Raw genomic sequence first — 25,506 nt, forward strand, 5'->3', positions numbered from 1 at the left:
ACTACAAAAGGAGTGAGAACCATGGGTGTACCCGAATTAGAAGAATATAAATTTGGCTTCCACGATGACGTGCAGCCTGTTTTTAGTACCGGCGAAGGATTGACCGAAGACATCGTCCGTGAAATCTCACGGGTCAAGCAAGAGCCAGAATGGATGCTTGAGTTCCGCTTGAAGTCTCTTGAAGCCTTCAACAAGATGCCCATGCAAAACTGGGGCCCAGACCTGTCTGACATCGATTTTGATGCCATCAAATATTACCAAAAACCAAGTGATCGTCCTGCCCGTGATTGGGATGACGTACCAGAAAAAATCAAAGAGACCTTTGAACGCATTGGTATTCCAGAAGCCGAGCGGGCATACCTGGCTGGCGCTTCTGCTCAATACGAATCAGAAGTCGTTTATCACAACATGAAAGAAGAGTTTGAAAAACTTGGCATCGTCTTTACCGATACCGATTCAGCCTTGAAGGAATACCCTGAGCTGTTCAAACAATACTTTTCAAAATTAGTCCCACCAACCGATAACAAGCTTGCTGCTTTAAACTCAGCCGTTTGGTCAGGTGGTACCTTTATCTATGTACCAAAAGGCGTTCGTGTCGATGTGCCATTACAAACCTATTTCCGAATCAATGCCGAAAATACCGGTCAGTTCGAACGCACATTGATCATCGTTGACGAAGGCGCTAGTGTTCATTACGTTGAAGGCTGTACCGCCCCAACCTACTCAAGCAATAGTTTGCACGCAGCCATCGTTGAAATTTTTACCCTAAAAGACGCTTACTGTCGCTACACCACCATTCAAAACTGGTCAGACAACGTCTACAACCTAGTAACCAAACGGGCCAAAGCCTTAGAAGGTGCTACCGTTGAATGGATCGATGGCAACCTAGGTGCCAAAACAACCATGAAATACCCAAGTGTGTATCTTGATGGCAAAGGCGCACGAGGCACGATGCTTTCCATTGCCTTTGCAGGTGCCAACCAAATCCAAGATACTGGTGCAAAAATGATCCATAACGCACCAAACACCTCCAGCTCCATCGTCTCAAAATCAATTTCTAAAGACGGCGGTGCAGTAAACTACCGTGGACAAGTCACCTTCGGCAAGAAGAGCGCAGGCTCTATCTCCCATATCGAGTGTGACACTATCATCATGGATGACCTATCGAAATCCGATACCATCCCATTCAATGAGATTCACAACAGTCAGGTGTCCCTAGAACACGAAGCCAAAGTCTCCAAAATCTCAGAAGAACAACTGTACTACCTAATGAGCCGCGGTCTCTCCGAAAGCGAAGCAACCGAAATGATCGTCATGGGATTCGTCGAACCATTCACCAAAGAATTACCGATGGAATACGCAGTCGAATTGAACCGGTTGATTAGTTATGAGATGGAAGGGTCTGTGGGGTAATAGGGGTACACCATTACATTCAAAGCTTCATTGACTTGATTAGTATGTTACTGTTTTCCATAAAATAATATGAAAAAAGGAGTACTCTTAGGAGCGCTCCTTTTTGTCGTTTTTTTTATTTGACAAAAGAAATATGGGGCACCACGAAAAAACTGTATCCAAAACCACACCATGTCTATTTTCCTTACCTTATCTGGAACTCAAACAAATGAATTGACTTGATCGTTTAACAAACAGAAGAAAATACCAACTATGAGATAAAAAAAGACCAACAAAAGTTGATCTCACTTACTCTTTATAATGAATACTTCCATCTGGCTCTAATCTTGGTGTAAGTGCAACACTTTTTCCACTAGCACCTGTAACTATCGTTTGAATATACTGCACTTGTGTCTCAGGATCGGTAATAATAAAGATTTCATTAGTGCTTTTTTTATAGACTTTTTCAACTGTAAACTCTGTATTGGTGGTCATACAATCACTCCTTTAAAATTCAGTACCAACAAAGATATCAAACTCAAAAACTTTTTTAAGTAAAAAAGGCAACTCAAGAATTCCCTTTATCCGATATATTCTGTTTATTTCTTCCTGTCTATGCCATAAGTAGCGAAAGCAGGGAGAAAGAGGACTGCCAAGAAGATACCTACCCATTTGAATACTTTAGGAACTTTACTCAATAAAAAACGCCTCCTTGATAACAATGATCATAGACTGAATTAGTTATTAGACGTGTACAAAAAATAAAGAAAAGACCATTTTTGCAAGAAAGGAACCAGCGGCAAAAGCAAGCGCAATCAATAAAATTTCCCAGAGACTTAACCGAGTACTACTCTTTTTCATCGAATCACCTCTAGAAAAAGAATACCACGATAAATAAATAATATCAAAAGTAAATGGTACTAAATAAACAAACATCCAATTTATTTAAATAAAAAAATGCGTTAAACGAGTAGTAAGTAAAAGGTAGTATGCTAATGCGAGGTCATGATCATCCATGTGATACCATATTTATCTTCAACCATACCATAGAGCGAGGCCCAGAACACTGGTGCAAGAGGGTCAATCACTTTTCCGTCTATCGAGAGGCTATTGAAAATAGTAGTAACTTCATCAGCGGATTCTTTTACAAGACAAAAGGAGAAAAAATCATTTGCTGGTCTATTTAGTCTGCCGTCTGTCATCATGATTCTCTGTCCGTCGATGATGATTTCTGAGTCCATAACGAAATCATCAGGCATCTCAGGATCTAAACCTGAATCTACCGGAGCTTCACTCGCATAAACGATGGACTTAACTTGAGCATCTAACGACTCTTGATAAAATTTTATTGCATTTTCACAATTTCCTTGAAAACTTATAGCTGGGATAAGCATACAAAAATTCTCCTTTTTATTGATAGTATCATAAAGAAGTTACTCGCTTCTTTCAGTTTTTTCTTAGGAATCGGAAAATTTTGAATTAGCTATCTGCCAAATAGTCAACTAGAACATAGATGATACGAATCTATATCTATTAAAGAACAAAAAAATAGATTACTTCGCCGTGTTCATCAACGTCTTGAGGAATAAAACCTTGGTTTTGCCAAAAGCGCTCATTGTGTTCATTGGAGGCATTTAAAGCGATGTATAGAGCGTTCTTTGCTTTAAGGTAATTCTTTAATTCAGAAACAACGCGGCTACCTACTCCTTGGTTTCTAAAAGGTTTATCGATACAAAAATCGAGAATAAATGCTTTTGAATCTTCTGAGTAGTAGATTTTGTAAGTAGTAAATCCAACATATTCTTGTTGATTATTGTATATGAATACAAATTCCAGCTGAGAATCTCCTTCTGTTGGGGAATTATGAAGATCCATGATTAGTTCGTAGTATTCGGAAGAGCGAAACCAGTCTACGATTTCATCTAATTCAGCACCGCTTTCTGGAAGGTTGGGGAAAATGTCACTTTCTTCATATTGTCTTTTTTTCTCCCAAAACTGGTTAATCTCTGATTTAGACTTTAACTCTTTGAAATAGAAATCCATGTATATCTCCTTATATTTTTAAGTTAAGTGTACAAAATATCTGATTATTAGTCCATTACCGACAAAAAACTGATTGATAACGGTATCAATCAGTAAGGGCGTAAAACAATCGAGGAGAGTATTACTTAGCATCGTTTTCTTTAAAGTAGTCAACAATGTACGCTTTAATTTTTTCAAAATCTTTAGTCAGAAAAAATTTAGAAGGAACTTTTATGATGGGGAGGTTATTTTCATTATCAAAAGGAGCGAATGGCTCAGGAAGAACCAAGTAATCAACAGTATCTTTATCTCTCAGATAATTGATTGAAACATCGTAAAACGGTGAAAAATAGTCTTTGAGGCTTGTGTCTCTTTGATAAAGAACACCTGGAGTTAATGGTGTGTAAGATAATCCATTGCTCAAAACTAAGACAAAACAAATTCTTTTCATAAACAATCACCTTTCCTTTCGATTAGATACTAGCGTCATCTCAACAGTCAAGGATTCGTTATTCATTTGGTAAATCCATTTTAATAGACAAATGGATAAAAAATAGTGAGTAATAGAAACATAATTCAGTTGTTGGGTAGAAGGGAACCAGCAATCACAAGTTGTTCCTTTAATTTAAAAAACAAGTGATAAAAAAACACCAAGAGCAATTATGATTAAGATTTCAAATGCTCTTTCCAGAAACAAATTGTTGCTTTTTAAAAATATCGTTTTCTTTTTATAGGGGAACCAAAATGACTGGTTTGCGTAGTCTGGCGGATATACGGAATCTAAAATACCACTGATAAACAGTAATGGAATAGCTTTGAAAATATTGTCATGGAAGGCTAAATAAATATAGTATGTTAACAAAGACATTTGAGCGATCCGCAGATGTCTTAGGTTGGTAACTGTATAGTTCATCAAATCATCCTTTCGTAAATGATTATCTCATATTGAATGATTTGGTCAAATTAAAATTATAAAATATTTATTTATTTTAATATTGAAAAATAAATTATTTTAATTTAATAAACAATTTATAAATATCCTAAACAGAGGATGTTTGATGAATTAGCAAATGGGATTTTCAGCTATTTATTTTAGAACGTTTTAGAGAGGATTCGTTTGAAAAGAGTTTCAGGATAATAGGTTAGTCTATTAAATCATTAGCAAAGTATGCACGTTGGACGAAATTAGTAGATTAATCAACAGGGATTTTTTAGATAATGGTTATTTTGCTAAAACAAAAAATTACCAATTTTGTCTTTAATGCTTTAAGAGCAAAATATGCAATGATATACTAAAATAAATAACCTTAATGGAATAGACACTAAACGGAGACTCTAAAATATGACCAACCAACTAATCATAGAAGATCATCATTTCAAGAAAGGTGAGCTATCTAGCATAACGACGGCATATATCGATCAGTACCCAGTCGTTTACATACTCTACAACCGAAATGAAAAGAAAAGACCTGTTGCGTACATTGGTCAAACGGTTCAAGTGAACAAACGATTGAAGCAGCACTTGAATAACTCTAAGCGCAAAGAAATTAAAGAAGTCTTACTGATTGGACATGAAAAATTCAATCAATCAGCGACCTACAATATCGAAACCAATTTGATCAATCACTTCATTGGGGATGAGCAGTTTCAGTTACAAAATGTCAGTCAAACAAGACAGGTGCAGATGCATCAGTATTATGAAAAAGAGTATTATGATGAAGTGGTCTTCCAAGAGTTATGGGAAGAATTGCAAAGACGGCAATTGGCGAAGCACTCAATCGATACGATTCGCAACAAAGCTTCTCGCTTTAAGCTAAAAGATCAATTAAGAATGAAAAGTAGTCCACAAATAATTCAATGGATCGATGATATCGTAGAAAAACGTGTAACACCGATTCCAGAATCAACAGCATCTTTTGAGCTTCAGATTATGGAAACCCATGATGCGTTGAAGAATAAAATCTTTTCTCTCGATAAAAAGGAAGGTCTGTCACGGATTATCTCAACATTCGATTATGTTCATAAGAAAGACGGAGCTTCATATCTTGTAGATCCTGGCGGGATCAACCTGCCATGGAATACGACCGATACGAAGCGAACATGGGCGGAGCGACCAAATACAATCAGTGAAGTCGGTTCAATCTACACCGTCCAAGGCTTTGATTTAAACAATGTAGGAGTCGTCATTGGTCCTTCCGTTGATTACGATCCAGAGACCGACCAGCTTGTCATCGATATCGATAAATATGAGGACAAAGGGGCGTTTACGGGACGTGACGATATGAACCAAGAATTGACGAAGAAAGCCAAAGAAACGATCATCCTTAATTCATTGAATGTATTAATGAAGCGAGCAATCAAAGGGCTTTACATCTATGCAATCAATCCCAATCTCCGCCAAAAACTCATAACCCTACAAAACGAAAGGAGCCAGTCCAACCATGCAAAATCACCCCTCTTCAATGGAACGGATCAATAAATTCCGAGATGATCGCAATTGGCGACAATTCCATAATGAAAAAGATCTAGCTATTTCTATCTCCATCGAAGCCGCCGAATTGTTGGAGATTTTTCAATGGAAAACATCTGAAGAAGCCACTCAAGATTTCGAACATCTAAAAGAAGAAATTGCCGATGTTCTGATTTATTCCTATATGCTGGCAGACAATTTGGGCCTTGATATTGATGAGATCATCAAAGAAAAGCTGGAAAAAAACAACATGAAGTATCCGGTGAAAGAAAGTAAAGATTCGAAAAAGAAGTATAATGAATTGTAATAAAAAGAAGCAAGGACGCTGCAAGTTCTTGCTTCTTTTTTTGATGGAATAGGAGCAGCAACGGCTTTCTGAATTCATCTCGATTGGTTATGAACGTCAAAAATCTGTCATAATTGAGAAAGTTGAAGATAACTTCAAATTGGTTACAATTTTTCGGAAATTTGAAGTTAACTTCAAATATGCGCTTTTTTGATAAAAAATGAAGTTAGGCTTAGTGTCTGCTCGAGCAAAAACAAGATTATCCTATCCGAAAATGAAGGCAGGGTCATCGGGAAAAAATCGGCAATAATGAGAGGCGTTTTCTATCAAAAATATTTCTCCTCAAAAACCTAAAAAACCTATTGCCCCCCAAGCCCTCTTACTGTATAGTAAACAAGAATATTTCATGAAAATAACCAAAAATAACTAATTAAAAAGACTTTGTTATTGAAAATTGCGATTAAACGATGCTGTAAACGGAATGTAAGAAGGAGAAAACAATGACGTATCTAACAAACAATCTTGTGAATTGCATGATCACTTTAGGGTTTATCTTCATCCATCTATCTTCAAATGTTATCTCATCTAGAAAACTAAACGTGCAATACATGAGCTCCTTTGCCGCTGGCGTAGGGATCTCCTATGCGATCGTTCATCTATTGCCCCATTTGGCGTATTTTCAAACGGTGTTGATCGATGAATTTGGCTGGGATTCGGGGATTTTTTATAGTCATGGGGTCTATGGCATCGTTTTGTTTGGCTTAGTCTTCAGTTACGTGATCTACAAAATCGATGAGCGAACGTTTATGGTGTTAGAAAAGAAAGACATCACCAGTGCCAAAAACGCCTTTTTTTGGTCGGATATCGCTTTTCATGTGATCTACAATATCATGATCGGCTATATCGTGATTGCCAATACGCTATCAGAGCGTTTTTACATTTTGACCTACTTTATTGCCTTTGGTTTGCACTTTCTCATGAACGATTGGCTGCTCTATCACCATCATGGTGCCCTCTATAACAAATATGGCCGCTTTGTGCTTTCCTTCAGTATTTTCGCGGGAGCTGCGTTCTCCCTCTTTGTTTCATTGCCCTACTATTTGGTGGTCATCATTGAAGCCTTGATCACCGGCGCTTTGCTGGTGAATATCATCAAATTTGAGTTACCCAATGAAGGAGAAGGCAGTATTCGTGGGCTATTGGTAGGCACGATCTGCTCCGGAATTTTGTTTGTATTTGTCTAACGCAAAAAGTAGGACTGAATCATGGATGATTCGGTCCTCCTTTTTTTATAAATACGCAAAGTAACAGATAATTCTATATGAATCGAAAAACATCACAACAGTTTTTATATTTTTGACCATTATTTACAATTTTATTGCGATGTTCGCTTGCTTTTCCAAAAGACATTCTATAGAATGTAAGCGAATAGAAACCAAAAAAAATAGGCACCCCGTAATTCTGTTGGCGCAGACTTACGAGGCCCTGATCAGTCACTTCTCTAAACAGGATGACCAATCAAGTTGCCATAGTTGATCCCTAAAGGCTCAACGTGTTTATTGTACCGAAAATCTCGCGGTTTTTCTAGTGATTCCAGCGATTTTATCGGAAAAAACGCGGGATGCTGGAGGTTTATTTTGCTGTGTCAAGTCATTGGACATTTCCTGTCTGATGACTTTTTTTGCGTTTGTTTCGTTTCTTATTGGCGCCGATAAGAAAGAACCTACGCCTTTCTAGTGACGATTAGAAAGAAGTCGATTACACCTGACGAGGTGAGACAGACAGTGATGTCCACGGTATAGAAGAGGGGATAGCGATGATGAAATCTTACTTTGTGTTGTCCCTCAGTCTATAAGGAACCAGTGTGACAGCAGACGAACTAGGGTCAGCTTTATCCACTAGAAGCACGTAACTTGCCTAGGTTTCTATTCTAAAAAAAAGAAGGTCGCTTTCTTTACCATGGCAAGCGGGTTCATCTCTTTGAATCCGCTTACCTTCAAGAAGTGAAATATTAAATAGAAAAGAAGGTCTTTTTATGAAAAAAATGAACCATTATCTTTTATTGATGATCGCAATGCTCGTATTGGGCGGATGCACGGAGATGAACCAAACGAAAACCTCCGATACAACAATCAATACAAGTGAACAAACAGAACAAAGTATAGCATCAGCAACTGCAGAAGAACAAACGGAAGATGGGTTTAGCACTTTAGAAAACAATAACCCAACACAAGAACGAATCGATTATTTGTTAGATAAGGCAATGTATTATTATTGGCACGGGGGAGACCTCAAGGAAAATGAACGTGAGGTTTTTGCTGGTTTGACCCTTAAAGGGGATCAAGAAGTACGTGAAGAACTGCTGAAGCAAGTGATACGCCTAGATCCGGTCACCACCGATTATCGACGCTCATTAGCCAGCACAAAAGTGATCAATAATAAACTTGATGAAGCAGTGGCGATTTTCAAAAGTGTAGTTGAGCAAGAACCAGAAAACTATCAAGCACTTGTTCAGTATTACGTATATGCAGGTTTATTAGAAGGCTCCTTTGATGAGACAGTGTATAAGAAAATGGAAACCTTAAATAAAGTCCAAACAGAAAAATTCAAAGATGGATTTGAACGCATAGAAGCGGTACGCAAGCAAGAAGTGCCGACTGCGATCAAAGAATACGAAGAAAATCACTTATTTATTTTACTCGGTTATGCCTTAGATGATGAAGGACAAATGCAGGAAACGTTGATCAATCGCTTAGAGCATGCACTGAAACTTTTGGAGAAAAATCCCACAGCGAAAATCATTGTGACAGGAGGCGTTCCGAAGAAAGAGAATACGGAAGCAAAACTGATGCAGCAATGGTTGATTGAAAATGGCATTGACGAGAAGCGAATTATTCAAGAAGCATTGGCAACAGATACGATTGAAAATGCCTTATTTTCAATTGATTTAGCAAATGAGCTTGATTTCAGTAATAAAATCACAGTGATTAGTTCTGCGAGTCATGTCCGCCGCGGAAAAGTTTTGTTTGAAACTGCGGATCGTATTATCAATGGTCAGCTGCATCCACAAGGAAAGCCTAAATACGAGATAGACATCATTGGTGAACCAGATAATGAAGAGCTGATCAAAACCTCAACGGAACAAGAGCGCCTTGTTTTGTACCGTGATTTGCTGCGGATCGAAGGCATCTGGCAATACCCAAACTTGCAGCGATGAGAAACGTATTCGATTCAAAAACACAACACACAAATGACAGAGTTGGAGGAATCAAGAGAGATGAAAGGATATATGCAACGAATCGGGCGTTCATTGATGCTGCCAGTGGCTACATTACCAATTGCTGCACTTTTTATGGGGATCGGCTATTGGATCGATCCTAGTGGTTGGGGAGGCAACAATTTACTTGCTGCCTTTTTACTGATGACTGGTAGTACGATTTTAGATAATTTAGGTATTTTGTTTGCTGTCGGACTGGCATATGGTATGGCTAAAGATAAGGATGGTGCTGCCGCTGTTTCTGGACTAGTCGCTTTTTTAACACCGATCACGTTGCTAACACCGAGCGCTGTAGCTATGTTTCAGGGTATAGATGCTGAAGCGGTCAATATTGCTTTTTCTGCCATCAATAACAAAAATGTTTTTATCGGTATTTTGGCAGGGATCGTTGCTGCTGAGACCTATAACCGATTTGGGCAAGTCAAGTTACCGATGGCATTTTCTTTTTTTAGTGGCAAGCGACTGGTTCCGATTTTGACAACAGCGGTTATGGCCATCGCATCGGCGGTTTTAATTTTCCTTTGGCCAACGGTATACAGTGGACTCGTGTCATTTGGTAGTTGGATCTCCAGCTTAGGAGCCATCGGTGCTGGTTTATATGGGTTCTTTAATCGGCTGTTGATCCCGACTGGCTTGCATCACGCCTTAAACAATGTTTTTTGGTTCAATATTGCAGGGATTGATGATATTGGCAAGTTCTGGGCGAGTGAAGGAGTCAAAGGTGTGACTGGGATGTATCAGGCGGGGTTCTTTCCAGTGATGATGTTTGGTCTACCTGCCGGTGCTTACGCAATTTATCAATGTGCAAGACCAGAGAAGAAAAAACAAATTGGCTCGTTAATGGTTGCGGCAGCCTTTGCTTCTTTCTTTACTGGGGTGACTGAACCCTTAGAGTTTTCTTTCATGTTCGTTGCTTGGCCGCTATACCTCATCCATGCTGGATTGACTGGTTTATCATTGATGATTGCGGCAACTTTCCAATGGACGGCTGGTTTCAATTTCAGTGCAGGTTTTATTGATTTTCTTTTGAGTTTGAGGGTTCCTATTGCCAATAAGCCTTATATGTTACTTGGTTTAGGAGCGGCGATGGCAGTTGTTTATTACTTTACTTTCTATTTTGCTATCAAAAAATTTAATCTAATGACACCTGGCAGAGAGAAAGATGATGTTCCTTTTTCCAAAATGAAGGCAAAAGAAGGCCAAGATAATCACCATGCGCTAGCCCGAAAAATTCTTGTCGCATTAGGAGATACCAAAAACATTCAAAGTATCGATCACTGTGCCACGCGCTTACGAATTGCCGTAAAAAAGGTAAGTATCGTTGATCAAAAGGCACTTAAACAACCACCAATTGCAGGACTTGTCGTTATTGATGAACAGCATTTACAGTTGATTATTGGAACGGATGTAGGGTTCGTTGCTGAAGCATTGGACCAAATGATGAGATAGGTTGTCATTGCTCATGAAATGACAGATGGATAGAATGGTTGGGTGTCTTTGTACAAAAAGTACAAAGATACCACCATTGTGAAGCGCTTTATTCTATGATACCCTGATAACAGATAGGAGGAGATAAGGATGTTGCGTTTCCAAATATGAAAAGGGTAGGCTGGTGTTGATGACAAGTTGTCCTTGTACGAAACATTCGGAGGAAGAGAAAATGAATACCCAATTAATTGATAAGAGATTAGAACAAAAGCAAAAAGAGTACGCTTTTTATGGCAACATTCGTGTGGTCAAAGCTGACAAGGTTTTGGTGGATCGCTCTTTTGGCTATGCAAACGATGCAGACAAATTGCCAAATCGTGCCCATACCCGTTTTGGCATTGCCTCAGGTTGTAAGCTTTTTACGGCACTAGCCATTTGCCAATTAGTTGAAGCAGGCAAACTGAGCTTTGACACGACACTGCAGGAGTGTGTTCCAGATATATTGCCAAACTTTGATCCAGCTGTGACTGTTCATCATTTGCTGACACATACCTCTGGTATCCCTGACTATTTTGATGAAGAAGTATCCGATGATTTTGAAGCACTTTGGCAAGATTTGCCGACCTATCGAGTGCGAACCCCCCGTGATTTTTTGCCGCTTTTTCAAAAAAAAGCAATGGCTGATCCAGTGGGAAGCAAGGTCAAGTACAACAATGCAGGGTACATCCTCTTAGGAGTGATTGTAGAAGCAGTTAGCGGCTTGCACTTTACCGACTATATTGAAAAGAATATTTTTGAAAAAGCAGAAATGACAGATGCTGGTTACTTTGCCCAAGACACGCTGCCTCGCAATACGGCATTGGGATATATTGAAACGGAATCAGGACTTAAGACCAATATATTTTCCATCCCAGCCAAGGGCGGACCGGATGGCGGTGCTTATGTATCAGTTGAAGACTTAGAAAAATTCTGGCATGCATTGATCAGCGGGCAATTACTGAGTAAAACAATGACCGAGATATTTTTGACACCACAAGTCCATGAGGAAGATGAATTTTTTTATGGCTATGGCGGTTTGATGAAAGTGGTAGAACAAAAAGTGGTGAAGTATATCCAGATGGGCTATGATCCAGGTGTCAACTACCATTCCGTCTACTACCCAGATCAGCAGTTGTTGATCGCGGTATGTTCAAACAAATCGGCACATGCCTATGAAATGCAAGAAGTGTTAGAAGAATTTTTCGTAGACTAATGAAGTAAGACCGAAACAGAGAGGAAGTCTGCTGTTTCGGTTTTGTTTATGTATGTAACCTACATAGTAAGTCTTTGAAAAATGAAAGAAAGCAATTGGTTTTTTGTTTTCCTAAACGAAATCTATATTTAATAAACGAATTGGCGAGCAGTTGTTTTCTAAAGTACCTTTGATTAAAATAGGCACAGCAGCTATCATATATTAACTAAGCAAAGGAGTATGCCACATGCTAATAGGCAACAAAGTCACTTTAACCCCTGCGGAAATCAAAGATAAAGAAGCGATCTATCAATGGTGTTTTCACTCTGAAACCACAAAATATCATTCCGGACCACCTTCTTATCCTAATGCACCGATCGCCACTGAAGCAGAGTTTTTTAAGGACTATCAAGAGTATTACTTTACTGGTGCTCAACCGCAAAATGGCAGAGGCTTTTTGATTCTACATGCAGGTGAACCGATTGGCTTTATTAGCTACTCCTCGTTTCATCTAAAAGACGGCATAGCAGAACTGGATATCTGGTTGAACCGGGAAATTCATTGCGGCAAAGGATTTGGCACCGATGCGATCGTCACCCTCGGTGATCATTTACATGAAACATTCGGCATTCAAAAATTGATGATGCGACCATCGAGAAAAAATATTGCTGCAGTCAAATCTTACGAAAAGGCTGGTTTTACGCAATCTTCCCAAGACCTTGCTGACTATTTGTTGGAAGAGTATCTTGATTTATATGCCGAAGGGGATTATGGGGCAGAAGAAACGGTGACATTGATCAAAACGTTTCCGTCAACTGCATTGAGCTGATCTATAACAGTCGGCTTCAAACGGTTAAAGGTTATTTCATGAAAACAGTCCATTTCACTTTGCAAGCAAGGGGAAATAGACTGTTTTTTTACCTTTTAGCAATTTAAGGTCATTCAAAATACTCGTTCTTCGCTCTGTCTTCTAACTTCGTTCGCACGCTAAATTCCTTCCTATGCAACAGTTATCGAAAAATCGCATAAGCCCCCACCATTGCTATTCCAACATTTAGAACAAAACATAAAATAAACATAGTTTTTTTTCAATATTCCGAGAAACAGCGAGAATGTTTGTGCTATAATGGTCGCTCACTGAAAAAATTCAACAGAATCTGGGAGGGTATAGCATGCAGGAATACATTACGATCCACAACGCCAGGCAGAACAATTTGAAGGGCTTTGACTTGAAGATTCCCAAAAGAAAAATCACGATTTTCACGGGTGTCTCTGGTTCAGGCAAGTCATCGATCGTCTTTGACACGATCGCACAAGAAGCTGGGCGACAGCTGAATGAGAACTTTTCGAAATTTGTCCGCAACTTTTTGCCAAAATATAGCCAGCCCGATGCGGATGCCATCGACAATCTTTCGATGGCGGTAGTAGTTGATCAAAGCCGTTTAGGCGGCAATTCCCGCTCCACATTAGGGACGATCACAGATATCAATCCCTTGATCCGCTTGCTTTTTTCTCGTCTTGGTCAACCGTATTTAGGTCCTGCATGGAATTTCTCCTTCAATGACCCTCATGGGATGTGTCCCACTTGCGAAGGGATTGGGCGTATCGTCGGGTTAGATTTAGAAAAGGCACTGGATCTCGAAAAGTCCTTAAACGAAGGGGCGATCCTGCTTCCTGGCTACAAAGTCGGCTCTTGGCTGCTGAAGTCTTTCACCAATACGGGCTTTTTTGACAATGACAAGCCGTTGAAAGAATATAGCGAAGAAGAAATGAACCGCTTTTTGTATGCCCAAGGAGAAAAAATCGATTCCTTGTATATGGAAGGGATGAGTTCCACCTATGAAGGCTTAGTCGCTCGTTTTAATCGCTCCAATATCAAAGGTGGCAATGAAAGCTCCGCTGCTACGCAAAAGAAAATCGCTTCTTTCATGAATGAGCAGAAGTGTCCTGACTGTCAGGGAAAACGATTCAATCCACAAGTACTCGCGTGCAAAATCGCGGGCTATTCGATTGCGGACTTTTTGGCGATGCAAGTGGATGAACTATTGACGGTTCTTCAAGAAATCTCGGAGGAGAGTGTCCAACCACTGCTTCAAAACATCCAAGCGAGAATCACTGATCTAATCAATATCGGGTTGGATTATGTTTCCTTAGACCGTGAAACGACGACCCTTTCTGGTGGGGAAAGTCAGCGGGTAAAAATGGTCAAACACTTGTCTTCTAGCTTGAACGATGTGATCTACATTTTTGATGAACCGAGTATTGGGCTGCATCCAAGGGATGTCCATCGATTGAATGAATTGTTAGTCAAACTACGGGACAAAGGGAACACCGTCATCGTAGTGGAGCATGATCCAGATGTCATTAAAGCAGCTGACCATATTATCGATGTTGGTCCTAAAGCGGGGAAAAATGGCGGCTATATTACCTACGAAGGAACCTTTGAAGGATTGCTGCGCTCAGATACACTGACTGGCAAAGCATTTGGACAGATGGTGGACTTTAAAGAAGCACCTCGCCAGAGTCAGCAGGTTATCGAAACGAAAAAATCGACGCTGCATAACTTGAAAAATACAGTACTGCGGGTGCCATTAGGAGTATTTACAGTGGTGACCGGTGTCGCTGGTTCTGGAAAGAGTAGTTTAGTGAATGGGGTTTTTGCTAAAGAATACCCCGAAGCCATTACGATCGATCAATCAGCGGTGGCGGGAAATATCCGCTCCAATCCAGCGACCTATTCTGGGATCATGAATGACATTCGGAAGTTATTTTCCCAAGAAAACAAGGTCTCAGCAGGTCTTTTTTCCTACAATTCCGAAGACGCCTGTGAAACGTGCAAAGGCCACGGTACCATCAAGATGGAACTGTCCTTTATGGATTCCGTCGAGGTTTTGTGTCAGGCCTGTGGCGGCAAACGGTTTAAAGAAGAAGTCTACCAGTATCGCTTGAAAGGCAAGTCGATCGATGAAGTCCTTGCCATGAGCATCACAGAAGCGGTGGAATTCTTTGAGGAAAAAGCGATTCAAAGAAAACTAAAACAGATTTTGGCTGTGGGACTAGGATACATGACCCTTGGACAGCCATTGAATACCTTGTCTGGTGGTGAATGCCAGCGACTGAAGTTAGCAAAAGAATTAAGCAAAAAAGGCAATATCTACATTATGGATGAACCAACAACCGGATTGCACATGGCAGACATCAAGAGCATTTTGGCGATCATCGAACGACTAGTGGAAAAAGGCAACACGGTGATCGTGATCGAACACAACCTTGAGGTCATGAAAGCAGCGGATTGGCTGATCGATGTCGGTGTTGATGGCGGGATTCGCGGTGGCGAAGTGTTGTACGAAGGGATTCCAGAAAAACTGATCGAGTGCCAGTCCTCGATTACAGCCCAGTATTTATTTTAATGAGAAAACCAAAAAAAGCCGCAAGCAGCTCTTTCATCGAGCGCTGCTTGCGGCTTTTTTCTTTTTCCTCCAGCAAAAAAGAATATGATAAGTCTAAAAAGTGAATTTCTCCTCGTTATTTTTTTCATTTTTAGTAGGTTTTTTGATTAAAAATATATAAATTTGAGTATATAATTACCAAATAGTGTGCTATTTATGTAATAGTATAGAAAAGAATTTCTTGAAAAAAGGAGTGGGATGAATGAGAGAGTTGCAATTGGCCTTCATCAGCAACCGTACGACTGCGCGCTTGTTTCGGCTGCTGAGTACGATTGAGCGAGACCGTGTGTTCACGATTGGCGACTTAGCAGAGCGCAATCAGGTGACGCAACGAACGATTGCCAATGATATCAAATACATGAAAGAATATTTTGGGGACAGTATTGCCCTCGTTTCGGGCAATAGCGGGTTTGTTTTCGAAGAGAAAAAGCCAGCAGACTATCAAAAAAGAAAGCAAAGCTTGTTAAAAAATGAATGCTTATTTGAAATTATCGGGAATATTTTCCATGGCAAACTATCTAAGGTGGATGAGCTGGCACATCATTATCATTTTTCAGAGAGTACGTTTCGGCGTCTACTCAATCAGCGAAACCCTATTTTAAAAAGCTATGGCTTGCAGTGGGCATCTAATCCCTTAACGATTGAAGGAAGTGAAGCCAACTTGCGTAAGTTTTTCAAAGATTTTTATTACGAAGGTGTGGAAACGATCTATACGTTGGTTCCAGATCAAGCCTTGCATGACTTGATCTTAGGTCAATTGGAGGACAAGTTCGGCTATTATGAAATCGGATCTGGGGCGACTCCCGCAGCGTTTTACTACACGTTTTATATTGCCATCAAGCGTGCGAGCCTCGGCTATCGTATCACTATGCCGAAAGAACTGGTTAGACAAGCGTATAAAGGGAACAGTTTTTCCAAGCTCTACGCACTGAAGGAAGGCATTGAAAAAATCTATCAGGTTCAGCTGCCCAAAGAAGAATTCGCTTGGATCTACTTAGTCACCTTGTGCAAGCGAACCTTGGATCAAGAAGAACGAGAGGAAAAATTTTACCAACAATTTCATCAAGGCGAAGCCATCACAACTGTGACGGACTTGTTTCTTAAAAACCATGAGGTGCCCCAAGCACAAGCCAAAACGGTTGCGACATTTTTACGTTCTTTCTTTTTATCGAGAAAAATTAACCATGCGATTGCGCCGGTTTTGAACAAGGAAATGGATGATATCAAAGAGGTGATCATGCGTTCCAACAGTGAGAGTTACCAAAAGAACTTACAATTTCTTAAGGAGCAGAGCAAAAAACTCTCCTTGTCTACTGCTTACTTAGAAGACATCTGTGTCAGTTTAACGATTTATAGCGAGCTGATTTTCGATTATTATGCACCAGCAAAAACCATTTATTTCCTCTTAGAAGGGGATCATTTTGTGTGCCAGCATATCCAAACAAGAGCGATCCAGCGATTTGGCAGCAAGCATAAATTGACGTTTGTTCAACTGCAATATTTAACAAAACATACGCTTAATGCTGCCCATATCGATTTGATCGTGACCAATTACAATCGCTACCTTGTTGATTATAAAGTCAAAACAGATTACTTATTGTTAAAATCTCTCCCGGATGATCGCGATTGGGAACACCTCGAAAGGAAAATAAATCCCCATCAAAAACCGCTCTTTTAAACCAATTGCTGTGCTGTTCACGCGTTTAAATAGGTATGTTATTTATTCATCTATTTCAGGTGTTTATGAAAATAATGATTTTCCTTTGAGAAACGACCACGCTATTCTTAGTTTAGTAAGCAACACGCGTGTCATACTTACAAATAGTTTGTCCCAATAACCTTCGTTTTTGAGAATCCAGAACTCATATGTAGTTATTATTTTATGAAAACTTAATCTAACAACTTTCTCCAGACATTTGATTCATCAAAATGTCTTTTTTTGTCGTTCCCTCAAAAACGAAGAATATTGAGACAGCTTTGCGTGAAAAAGCAAGGAGCTATTCCCTAGCTTTCAGCTTTCTTAACGCAACAAAGACTTGAAGAAAGGAGGATATGATGAAATTACTTACATTGTTTTCTGCCGTATTACTACTGAGCAGCACGGGCGTCAACACGACGATGGCGTTCCAGCAAGTTGCTTATGCAGAAACAGAGTCACTTTCTGAAGGGACGCAACAATCTTCTGGGGAGGAAACCAATAATTCTGCTGATCAATCGGAAACGCAAGAGTCAACCGAGCAAAGCAGCGAGGAACAAACAACCTCATCGGAAGCCACCGATGATTCAACGACCGCTAGCCAAGAAGAAGTAGAAGAAACTGAAGCACTGCCCGAAACAGAAACGCCAGACAGCTCCGAAGATGAAGAGGAGCCTGAATCTGAAAACGAGCAAGTCGAAGGGTTCGATGCAGAAGCTGCAACCATCCCACTGACTGTAGCAAGTGAGGCGCAATTGCGGGCAATTTTACTTGGGGAACCCTTCACCGATGAAGAGGGCACGGAGTATCGTTACGAAGAAATCGCTAATGAGCAATCGCTAGTGCTTACTTTTGCCAGCAACTTGGCATTAACTGAGCCAATCAGTGGGATCCAACGGACGAACGTTACCCTTCGTAGTCAAGAAATGCCTGTGATCGTTTCACAGACGGCAGCCGAGAACCTGATGCAGTTTGCGGCACCCGTTCAACTGGCTTGGCAAGGGGTGCAGCAACAAGGCATCCAGTCAGCGCAAGGGTTGGCTCAAACAACTGGGGCATCAACGATCACTTTTGAAGATACCCAACTGGAGCTGACCACTACCGCAGGACGCGTGGTGAATAACAACCAAGCACATCTTCATTTCAAAGGAACCAATGTGGTGACGACAGCGACGTCTTCCATTCCAACCTTATTCACGGCGGAAAGGCTTTTGGTTGAAGGGCAATTGACGATCAATCATCGCTCCTCAAATGCCACACCGATTTTTGAAATGAACCAAGTAGCAGTCGCTAGCCAAGCTGAAATTTCTGTCACTCGCAGTACCAACAGCAATACTGGCACCGTCTTTCACATGACGGGTACCGCAGCAAGCCTTGATTTTGGTCAAGGAAGTGTGACGACGATTCGCCAATCTGGTGCGATGGTCTCCTTGCCAAATGCCAATCAAGACAGCCGATTGACGTTAGCCACAGGGGCAACTCTGGATGTTGGTACAGGACAAGGACTTTCCGGGAACTCTACCAGTACGTTAGGAGAGATACGGTTACAAGCAGGTAGTCAGTTAAAGCTATCTGAGTATGGAACAGTCAGTACGACACCCGCCATCAATGTCGGACGCCGCTTCATCGTTGAAAATAGTACCGCAGACCAACCTACCATCATCGAGGGAACGCGGACGGGCACAACGACCGGGGCATTTATTCATGTTCGTTCCTCTGAGGCGGAAGTTCGCTTTGGTGCGTTCACCCAAATGAATGTAAATCAAACAGGGCCACTATTAACTGCTTCTTTAGCAGATGTTCTTGTGGGAGAAAACACACGGATCGATGCTGCGACCGGCAATGGCTTTACTGGTAGCACCATGGTCAAGAGTTTTCGGATGGAAGATCATAGTCATATTGAATTGCAAGAACGGACAAGCAGTAATTCAAATGTCCAACGGTTCTTTGTCCGAGATTCCTTTGTCACAGGCAACGATGTCACCTTGAATGCGAAACGACAAGTGACGACTGGTGACGCTGCTTTCATGCAATTACAAGCGGCGAATGCTCGTTTTATTTCAGGCGATAATAATCAAATGACCATTTCGCAGCGAGGAGCCATCTTCACTGGTTCAGCCACCACAAGTGAGCTGCACTTTGGGAAAGAAAATACCATCCAGCTCACCTCTGGGCGAGGATTAACAGGGAGTACCGGATCTACACGAAGGATGGTGGTGGGCGAAGAAACAAAAATTTTTGTATATGAACATGGCACAAATGATAACCAGCATTTTGTTCGCTTGCGTGATGAACTAAAACTGGAAGCTGGTGCGGAATTGCATATCCAGCGAACATCTACCCGAACAGCGGAAGCCATTCGGCTGACCCGCGCCAACTCTCAGTTTACGATGGAGGAAAGAAGCAAACTGTCTGTCGAAGTCCGGGGGATCGCCTTTTATGGAACCACGACAACGAATGTCTATGTGGGTGACAATGCTGAAATAGATTCGAAAGCTAGTTACGGCTTTACAGGTCGACGAACGATTCGCTCGTTTGTTACTGGGAAAGAGGCAAAAATCAGTCACACTGAGGCAACCAGTGGAAACCTGACTGTGGCAACGGGCTTATCAGATTCGCCTTTTCGAGTGAGCCATACCTTTACACTGGGAGAAGATGCAGAATTTACTCTTCTACGTGAGCGCAATCGAAATGATGCTGGTGCGATTCGAATCAATAATACGAGTGGTGTAGCTACTTTGAAAAAAGGCGCAAAAATGTCCATTCAGCAAGTCGGCGGTGCTTTCTATGCTCCCCGAGGTGCAAGTTTTGTGATGGAAGAGGGGTCATCCTTTTATGCCAATACCTCTAATGGCTTCAACTCAAGTACCCGTCGCTTTAGTCAAATGACGATCGGGAAAAATGCCGATTTCCACCTAACAGATGCCGCTATGACCGTCAATCGTTCCACTAGTCGACCAATGATCGACATTGCCAATACGACCACAGTAGGAGAAGATGCCCAATTTCTGGTAGAGACAGAAGTCAATCGAAGCGAACTTATCTATTTTAGAAATTCGCGGGCCAACTTGAATATCAATGGGGTACAACGATTCGAATTGGTTCACCCGACGACACGAGCGGGTAACAGCCGTACCACTTTGCAACGCTTGATTCGCTCAGGAACTAATACGAATGCGGATGGGTTGAGTATCAATTTTGATAATCAGAAAGTGTCTCTTTGGACAACCACTGGTGAAGCACCAACAGAAGAATTCATCAATGTTTCTGGTACGTTGCGTATCAATCGCAATAGCGGATCGAATCCCTCGTGGGGTTCTTTCAATGTCGAGTCGCGTTCTCGTTACTTGAGTGTTCAGAATGCGGATGGGTCGCTAGAATCTTTAAATGGTGTCGACTTTGCTGCAGCAATCAGCGGAAACAACTACCGTCGTTTGGTTTTTTCAGAACCAGAAGGCCTCGTTGCCCGAATCGATGCATTGAGTGATCAGTCGACTGAAATCACTGGTTCCATGTACGAGGATACCGATGTCACCTTGATCTCCTATACCAATACTGACGGAGAACTCGTTGAATTAGACAAAAACTCTGAACGAATTGAATGGGGCGACTATCGTGATGAAAATCAGCTGTATCGCTATTTCCGTATTCCATTAAGAGAAAATGAACGATTGGAAACAGAGACAGAAGTGTCGATTTTCTTATCAAAACCTTCGATTGAGACCTATGTCGATGTCACAGCTCGTCAAACCGTCATCAAAGGGGTAGACCTTGAAGCGTACAATATCACCTTAGATCGTTATAGGATCAACGAGTTACCTACAAAAGAGGCATTGGATGCTTTGATCCTTCAAGAAAGTCGCGCGCAAGCCGCAGACGTCTTGACGGAAGCGGATATGACGGATGGCTTTCGCATCGTAGAAACGGATCTTACACGAGAAATGGACGAAGACGGCAGCTACTTCGCTGTTCTTGAGGTGGGGAATAAAGCCTACCAGATGACTATCGGTATCGATGTGACATCGAAACTGGAGCATATGCGAGTGACGATCCCAACCAAAATGGTCTTTGAATCCTTGTACAATACGGCGGAATCGAATCGTAATTTTGAAAGCCAAGCGTATGAGATCCGCAATCAATCGCCACTTGCTGTGGATACCTATATCAATCAATTGGCGATCGATGATCATGCCGGAATCATCTTGTTAGAAGAGGGAGAAGATCCCCTCGATTACGCTGAAAGTGAAAGTGAAAGCGAAGAGGAAGACCCAACCCTTACTTATGACGATATCTCAACCCCGCTGTTGCGATTGAACCTAAAAACGGAAGAAACCCAGATCCAACTCTATGAAACGATGGAAGAACAACACTTGGTTCGCTTAGAAGAAAGAAGTCGCGTGCCGATTTCCTTAACGGGGGATTTCTATGGGGATTACCCGCAATGGGTCGTTGATTCAGAAGCCGATCAAGGTGGGTATTATGAAGACTTGCTCGTACCGAATTATCGCATCGTCTTACGCTTTGTCCCACGAGACTAAGGAAAAAAGATCGTACCAAAAGTGAAGGAGGTGAATCCATTGGAGCAAACGAGTCAAACCGAAACGAAGGATCGACGGAAATGGATTTTGTGGTTGTTGCTATTGCTAGTACTTATCGGTGGGATCGGGTACTACTTTTACCAATCAAAAGCAGCAGTCCCTTTGATCAGTGCCGACCTGTTGCCAGAATCTGGCGATGCCACCGATCAGCGGGTTTCTGAACGAGCACAGGAAATTGCAGATGCGAATTATTTCACCCTGCAAATCAATCCAGAAGCCATTTTTGAAGATGGTCAAAGTACGGGATCCATCGAGATCGTCAATCCGGGCACCAATGTGTACCCAATCGCCGTGGATATCTCTTTACTGTCGAGCGGGGAAGTCATCTATTCTTCCGGTGCGATCTATCCAAACCAATTTGTTGAAAATGTCGCCTTGGCGACACCGTTGGCAAAAGGGGAATATCCCGCCAAAGCCACGATCAATATTTACGACCCTGAAAGCAAAGAAAAACAAGGGGTCACTGAAGCTGAATTAACGATTATCGTTAAGAATTAAAAAAAAGGAAAAGTGAGGAAGTAAAAATGAAAAAATTTGTAGCAGCCATTCTAAGTACAGCAACGATCGCAGGAGTAATCGCAAGCGGCACCACCGCTTTTGCGACACAAACCATTGACGGACGTGAAGGCGATACGTCAGGAGATGTCCAAGTAAACGGGATCATCGGTGAATTCGATAATACAACCCCTGGACCAAATCCAGAGCTAATTGATCAATGGATCAATGTAACGATTCCAACGACTGCTTTGTTCTATACGACAGAAGCGTCAAGTCATAAAGAGATCGTTTCGCCTACGTACACTGTGACAAATAACTCAGCAGTTGGTGTGATCGCTTCTGTTGCAGGTGTTGATACACCATTGAATATGTCTGAAGTAGACTTGTTAAACGTAAACGGGATTGAGTTGTTTGAAAACGGCACACCAACCGTAACAGAAACAGAATTGTTTACCCTTGAAGGCAACCATGGAACGAATGAAGGCACGTTTGCGTTCACTGGTGAAGCAACCCCTGTCAATGCATCAGAAGAATCAAACCCAAGTTTCAAATTGGTCTTGAGCTTTGCGCCTGATGTAGAGGAAGACTAAGAATTGAAATCCCAGTAAAGAAGGGATCTATCGTATGAAAAAACGAAAACGAATCGTTCTTTTCGTCGCTGTGTTACTGACTCTGACTGTCTGGGATCTATCGGCAACCAGCGTCGCAGAGGCGACGACAGGGCAAGTTTCTGTGACTGGTCGAATCGGTGAAACGGTGACGCAAGAGGAAGAAACAGACGATGACAATAAGAAAACGATCGTAGCAGATGGTTCTCAAATCGGACAAGGAAAATTACCGAAAACAGGTTCATCAAACACAAGCAGTTTGATCATTCTTGGGTATGCACTCCTAGTACTGTTTGTCGTCGTAGTAACAAGAAAAAAGAAACACGGTGAAAGCGTCGCTCCTTAACTATAGGCATCGCTAGAAGCGTAAAGGAGAAACTGTGGGGAAAACTTGCAGTTTCTCTTTTTTTGATGAAAGATTTAACAAATAAAAAATGGACCAAAAGAAGCAACAGTACTTAGTGATACCACAAACGCTGTATAAGTGAGGTCAGTGATAGCTTTGAAAGAAGGATACAGAAGATGAAAATCAAGAAAGAAGCGTTTGAAAGAACCATCATAAATAGTGAATATATCGGGTACTATACCCATCTGCTGAGTGCAGATAGTTGCCCGTATCACCAAGGAAAGCAACTCGATACCATGCGTTACTTACTAGAAAACGATCGTATAGAAGAAATAAAAGCCAATGCTCGCTATTTATTTCCTTTACGTAAATATAAATTACCCAGCAACCTGCAAAAAGAGTATCAATTATTGGAAGAAAGTGTCTCCTTTATCTCAAGTTTAAATACTCATCTGCTGATTCCTCAAGCAGCGATTGAGCAAAGTCTTTCAATCAAGGCAGAAAATGGAGCAAAAGATCAAAAAGAGCATTACAAGCAGTTGGTCAGAGGATTGCTGGATATTCTGCATTGACGCCTGTACCTGGGTGATTTTTCAGCAGCTAGAAAAAATAGTGAATGAATAACTAGAAGAACAAGCTGAGCTTTAGGAAGAAAATAACGGGGCTTGTTCCCCTCAAAGAAAGGAGTAAAAAAGCATGACGGTATTTACATCAAAAACAGAATACCTTGATGGATTTCAAAAGAAATTTGCGGAGTCACACCGCGCCAATGGCGATTTAGCGGCGTATGTTGAAAAGCAATTGGCCCTCCTTGATGAATTGGTAGCAGCCATTTCACCAGAAACATTTTGGACGATCACCCCAGATATTTTGGGCATCGACGCCAAACTGGTCTTAGTCACAGAAATGATGCGATTCGACGATTTTTCCGACAATGAGATCATTCGAATCGTTGAAAATGATTACCGCTTTTATCTAAAAGAACTGTGTGGTTACAATCTAGGAACAAAAGCGAAACATTCTCTGGTTTTCAATGTGAGATGAATCAAGGAGGGAATGGTAGGCATCACTTCTAGCAAGACGAGAAGGTAAGAAGTGATGACTATTTTTAATACTTTTGCAATTAGGGAAGGTGAGCGATTGAAATAGAAGGGGTGTATCGAAAAAAGAGTGAATAGACAAAAAGCATTCAGGAATTGACTTCTTGAATGCTTTTTGTCTATTCACCTATCAAAAAAAGGTCTTTTCTTTGATTTCTACTTTCTCTCATGTGAAATCACCGTTTAAACGATGCCGAATCAGCAAAAATTCTGCAAATAAAATTATTTGTGTTATATTTGAAGGGCATCTGTTCATTTTTTTAATAATCGTTTATTTTTGATCGCGTATAGTGAGAAAAATAAACGATGCGAGGGCTATTTTTTTCGCTTTAATTGATCAGCTGGGGCAGGTTTGTCCAAATAAAACCCTTGTTGAAGAAAAATCTCTTCTTCAAGCAGGTACTCATGGATATCCGAGGTTTCGACCCCTTCGACAATAAATTGGATTTTACGATTGCTGGCGATATTTCGCCAGAAGTCGATCAAAAAGAAAATCTCTTTTTGGGACAGGACTCGCAACGAGATAGGCGAAAACTTGATCACATCGATTTTATCCAGCATCGGTGCAATATTTGTCAGTGAATGAATGCCTGTCCCTACATCATCCAATGCGACAGAGAAGCGCATCTTTTTTATTTGGTTGATTTTGTTCATAAGAAAGGACTTGGGATCACAAGCGATAGAAGGTTCTGTATCGTCTTCGGTGATCTCAATCAAAATACGATCATGGTAGGGAGCTAAATCAGCTAACATCAAAAAGGTTTCTGGGTAGCTGAGTTGTTGCGGGTGGATATTGAGACTGATTTTTGTTTCTTCGTTCGGATGAAGCAAGCTGAAAATTTCATTTCGATACCACTGCAGTAAACGAGTATGTAATTTTTTGTATTTGATCACTTGCTGGAAGAAGGAAAGGGGAAACCTATTTCTTTCGGTACTTCTCAATAATAATTCGTAGCCAATCACTTTCTGACTATCTGCTTTCATTTGAAAGATAGGCTGGGCATCAAAATATAATTGGGGAAATATCGATAAGAGTTCTTGTTCTATTTTCTCAGACATTGGTTTCTGCTCCTTTCTGGGGTCGCTTTATTTTTAGTTTCATGAA

Annotated in this window: 20 protein-coding genes and 1 pseudogene; 16 read left to right on the forward strand and 5 right to left on the reverse strand. The window is 41.0% G+C overall.

Features of this window, described 5'->3' with window-relative positions:
• Positions 1-21: 21 nt before the first annotated feature.
• Positions 22-1,413 (forward strand): Fe-S cluster assembly protein SufB, encoded by a 1,392-nt coding sequence (sufB, locus tag A5867_RS03475; RefSeq protein WP_005232103.1) that lies wholly within the window; start codon positions 22-24, stop codon positions 1,411-1,413.
• 288 nt (positions 1,414-1,701) lie between these two features.
• Here sufB and A5867_RS03480 read toward each other — a convergent pair whose 3' ends face one another.
• From A5867_RS03480 to A5867_RS03495, 4 genes are all read right to left on the reverse strand, one after another.
• Positions 1,702-1,887: a DUF6440 family protein gene (locus tag A5867_RS03480; protein WP_015508919.1), complete on the reverse strand. Its 186-nt coding sequence runs from the start codon at positions 1,885-1,887 to the stop codon at positions 1,702-1,704.
• A gap of 497 nt (positions 1,888-2,384) precedes the next feature.
• The gene (locus A5867_RS03485) at positions 2,385-2,786 is read right to left on the reverse strand and encodes a VOC family protein (RefSeq protein ID WP_087626863.1); all 402 of its coding nucleotides are present in this window, start codon (positions 2,784-2,786) and stop codon (positions 2,385-2,387) included.
• 139 nt (positions 2,787-2,925) lie between these two features.
• On the reverse strand, positions 2,926-3,435 hold the full coding sequence (locus A5867_RS03490) for a GNAT family N-acetyltransferase (protein ID WP_087626864.1): 510 nt from the start codon (positions 3,433-3,435) through the stop codon (positions 2,926-2,928).
• Between the two features lie 121 nt (positions 3,436-3,556).
• A complete protein-coding gene (locus tag A5867_RS03495) occupies positions 3,557-3,865 on the reverse strand; it encodes a hypothetical protein (RefSeq protein ID WP_087626865.1) in 309 nt (102 codons plus the stop codon).
• 891 nt (positions 3,866-4,756) lie between these two features.
• Between A5867_RS03495 and A5867_RS03505 the strand changes: the two genes are divergently transcribed.
• The 15 genes and pseudogenes from A5867_RS03505 to A5867_RS03575 all read left to right on the forward strand — a co-directional run bounded on the left by A5867_RS03505 (position 4,757) and on the right by A5867_RS03575 (position 24,345).
• Entirely contained in the window at positions 4,757-5,893 is a 1,137-nt protein-coding gene (locus A5867_RS03505; RefSeq protein ID WP_087626867.1) for a DNA/RNA helicase domain-containing protein, read from the forward strand.
• Positions 5,856-6,191 (forward strand): nucleotide pyrophosphohydrolase, encoded by a 336-nt coding sequence (locus A5867_RS03510; RefSeq protein ID WP_087626868.1) that lies wholly within the window; start codon positions 5,856-5,858, stop codon positions 6,189-6,191. The genes A5867_RS03505 and A5867_RS03510 overlap by 38 nt, the downstream gene beginning before the upstream one ends.
• 479 nt (positions 6,192-6,670) lie before the next feature.
• Positions 6,671-7,414 (forward strand): hypothetical protein, encoded by a 744-nt coding sequence (locus A5867_RS03515; RefSeq protein WP_005227479.1) that lies wholly within the window; start codon positions 6,671-6,673, stop codon positions 7,412-7,414.
• 791 nt (positions 7,415-8,205) lie between these two features.
• The gene (locus A5867_RS03520; RefSeq protein ID WP_087626869.1) at positions 8,206-9,387 is read left to right on the forward strand and encodes a YdcF family protein; all 1,182 of its coding nucleotides are present in this window, start codon (positions 8,206-8,208) and stop codon (positions 9,385-9,387) included.
• A gap of 60 nt (positions 9,388-9,447) precedes the next feature.
• Positions 9,448-10,893: pseudogene (gene nagE, locus A5867_RS03525) on the forward strand (N-acetylglucosamine-specific PTS transporter subunit IIBC); the annotation flags it as partial.
• Between the two features lie 214 nt (positions 10,894-11,107).
• Positions 11,108-12,127 carry a serine hydrolase gene (locus A5867_RS03530; protein WP_087626871.1) on the forward strand — a complete coding sequence of 340 codons (1,020 nt, stop codon included), beginning with the start codon at positions 11,108-11,110 and terminating at the stop codon, positions 12,125-12,127.
• A gap of 226 nt (positions 12,128-12,353) precedes the next feature.
• The gene (locus A5867_RS03535) at positions 12,354-12,935 is read left to right on the forward strand and encodes a GNAT family N-acetyltransferase (protein ID WP_087626872.1); all 582 of its coding nucleotides are present in this window, start codon (positions 12,354-12,356) and stop codon (positions 12,933-12,935) included.
• Positions 12,936-13,278: 343 nt separating this feature from the next.
• Positions 13,279-15,516, forward strand: a complete 2,238-nt coding sequence (locus A5867_RS03540) for an excinuclease ABC subunit UvrA (RefSeq protein WP_087626873.1) — start codon at positions 13,279-13,281, stop codon at positions 15,514-15,516.
• 241 nt (positions 15,517-15,757) lie between these two features.
• On the forward strand, positions 15,758-17,233 hold the full coding sequence (locus A5867_RS03545; protein WP_087626874.1) for a helix-turn-helix domain-containing protein: 1,476 nt from the start codon (positions 15,758-15,760) through the stop codon (positions 17,231-17,233).
• Between the two features lie 377 nt (positions 17,234-17,610).
• Complete coding sequence (locus A5867_RS03550; RefSeq protein ID WP_087626875.1) at positions 17,611-21,789, forward strand: hypothetical protein; 4,179 nt, start codon at positions 17,611-17,613, stop codon at positions 21,787-21,789.
• 39 nt (positions 21,790-21,828) lie between these two features.
• Positions 21,829-22,347, forward strand: a complete 519-nt coding sequence (locus tag A5867_RS03555; RefSeq protein WP_087626876.1) for a hypothetical protein — start codon at positions 21,829-21,831, stop codon at positions 22,345-22,347.
• Positions 22,348-22,373: 26 nt separating this feature from the next.
• Positions 22,374-22,937 (forward strand): hypothetical protein, encoded by a 564-nt coding sequence (locus A5867_RS03560; RefSeq protein WP_087626877.1) that lies wholly within the window; start codon positions 22,374-22,376, stop codon positions 22,935-22,937.
• Positions 22,938-22,971: 34 nt separating this feature from the next.
• Complete coding sequence (locus A5867_RS03565; protein WP_087626878.1) at positions 22,972-23,301, forward strand: LPXTG cell wall anchor domain-containing protein; 330 nt, start codon at positions 22,972-22,974, stop codon at positions 23,299-23,301.
• A 176-nt stretch (positions 23,302-23,477) separates the two neighbouring features.
• On the forward strand, positions 23,478-23,873 hold the full coding sequence (locus tag A5867_RS03570; protein WP_087626879.1) for a hypothetical protein: 396 nt from the start codon (positions 23,478-23,480) through the stop codon (positions 23,871-23,873).
• Positions 23,874-23,997: 124 nt separating this feature from the next.
• The gene (locus tag A5867_RS03575; RefSeq protein ID WP_087626880.1) at positions 23,998-24,345 is read left to right on the forward strand and encodes a hypothetical protein; all 348 of its coding nucleotides are present in this window, start codon (positions 23,998-24,000) and stop codon (positions 24,343-24,345) included.
• Positions 24,346-24,716: 371 nt separating this feature from the next.
• Here A5867_RS03575 and A5867_RS03580 read toward each other — a convergent pair whose 3' ends face one another.
• Positions 24,717-25,460, reverse strand: coding sequence for an EAL domain-containing protein (locus A5867_RS03580; RefSeq protein WP_010748787.1), 744 nt, complete (start codon positions 25,458-25,460; stop codon positions 24,717-24,719).
• Positions 25,461-25,506 lie beyond the last annotated feature (46 nt).

It is taken from the genome of Enterococcus sp. 6D12_DIV0197 (assembly GCF_002174385.1).
Classification (GTDB): domain Bacteria; phylum Bacillota; class Bacilli; order Lactobacillales; family Enterococcaceae; genus Enterococcus_D; species Enterococcus_D casseliflavus.

What these genes read in the sequence shown, in the direction of transcription:
- sufB (WP_005232103.1), top strand. Translation starts at nt 22, where the DNA reads ATGGGTGTACCCGAATTAGAAGAATATAAATTTGGCTTCCACGATGAC.
- A5867_RS03480 (WP_015508919.1), bottom strand. Translation starts at nt 1,887, where the DNA reads ATGACCACCAATACAGAGTTTACAGTTGAAAAAGTCTATAAAAAAAGC.
- A5867_RS03485 (WP_087626863.1), bottom strand. Translation starts at nt 2,786, where the DNA reads ATGCTTATCCCAGCTATAAGTTTTCAAGGAAATTGTGAAAATGCAATA.
- A5867_RS03490 (WP_087626864.1), bottom strand. Translation starts at nt 3,435, where the DNA reads ATGGATTTCTATTTCAAAGAGTTAAAGTCTAAATCAGAGATTAACCAG.
- A5867_RS03495 (WP_087626865.1), bottom strand. Translation starts at nt 3,865, where the DNA reads ATGAAAAGAATTTGTTTTGTCTTAGTTTTGAGCAATGGATTATCTTAC.
- A5867_RS03505 (WP_087626867.1), top strand. Translation starts at nt 4,757, where the DNA reads ATGACCAACCAACTAATCATAGAAGATCATCATTTCAAGAAAGGTGAG.
- A5867_RS03510 (WP_087626868.1), top strand. Translation starts at nt 5,856, where the DNA reads ATGCAAAATCACCCCTCTTCAATGGAACGGATCAATAAATTCCGAGAT.
- A5867_RS03515 (WP_005227479.1), top strand. Translation starts at nt 6,671, where the DNA reads ATGACGTATCTAACAAACAATCTTGTGAATTGCATGATCACTTTAGGG.
- A5867_RS03520 (WP_087626869.1), top strand. Translation starts at nt 8,206, where the DNA reads ATGAAAAAAATGAACCATTATCTTTTATTGATGATCGCAATGCTCGTA.
- A5867_RS03530 (WP_087626871.1), top strand. Translation starts at nt 11,108, where the DNA reads ATGAATACCCAATTAATTGATAAGAGATTAGAACAAAAGCAAAAAGAG.
- A5867_RS03535 (WP_087626872.1), top strand. Translation starts at nt 12,354, where the DNA reads ATGCTAATAGGCAACAAAGTCACTTTAACCCCTGCGGAAATCAAAGAT.
- A5867_RS03540 (WP_087626873.1), top strand. Translation starts at nt 13,279, where the DNA reads ATGCAGGAATACATTACGATCCACAACGCCAGGCAGAACAATTTGAAG.
- A5867_RS03545 (WP_087626874.1), top strand. Translation starts at nt 15,758, where the DNA reads ATGAGAGAGTTGCAATTGGCCTTCATCAGCAACCGTACGACTGCGCGC.
- A5867_RS03550 (WP_087626875.1), top strand. Translation starts at nt 17,611, where the DNA reads ATGAAATTACTTACATTGTTTTCTGCCGTATTACTACTGAGCAGCACG.
- A5867_RS03560 (WP_087626877.1), top strand. Translation starts at nt 22,374, where the DNA reads ATGAAAAAATTTGTAGCAGCCATTCTAAGTACAGCAACGATCGCAGGA.
- A5867_RS03565 (WP_087626878.1), top strand. Translation starts at nt 22,972, where the DNA reads ATGAAAAAACGAAAACGAATCGTTCTTTTCGTCGCTGTGTTACTGACT.
- A5867_RS03570 (WP_087626879.1), top strand. Translation starts at nt 23,478, where the DNA reads ATGAAAATCAAGAAAGAAGCGTTTGAAAGAACCATCATAAATAGTGAA.
- A5867_RS03575 (WP_087626880.1), top strand. Translation starts at nt 23,998, where the DNA reads ATGACGGTATTTACATCAAAAACAGAATACCTTGATGGATTTCAAAAG.
- A5867_RS03580 (WP_010748787.1), bottom strand. Translation starts at nt 25,460, where the DNA reads ATGTCTGAGAAAATAGAACAAGAACTCTTATCGATATTTCCCCAATTA.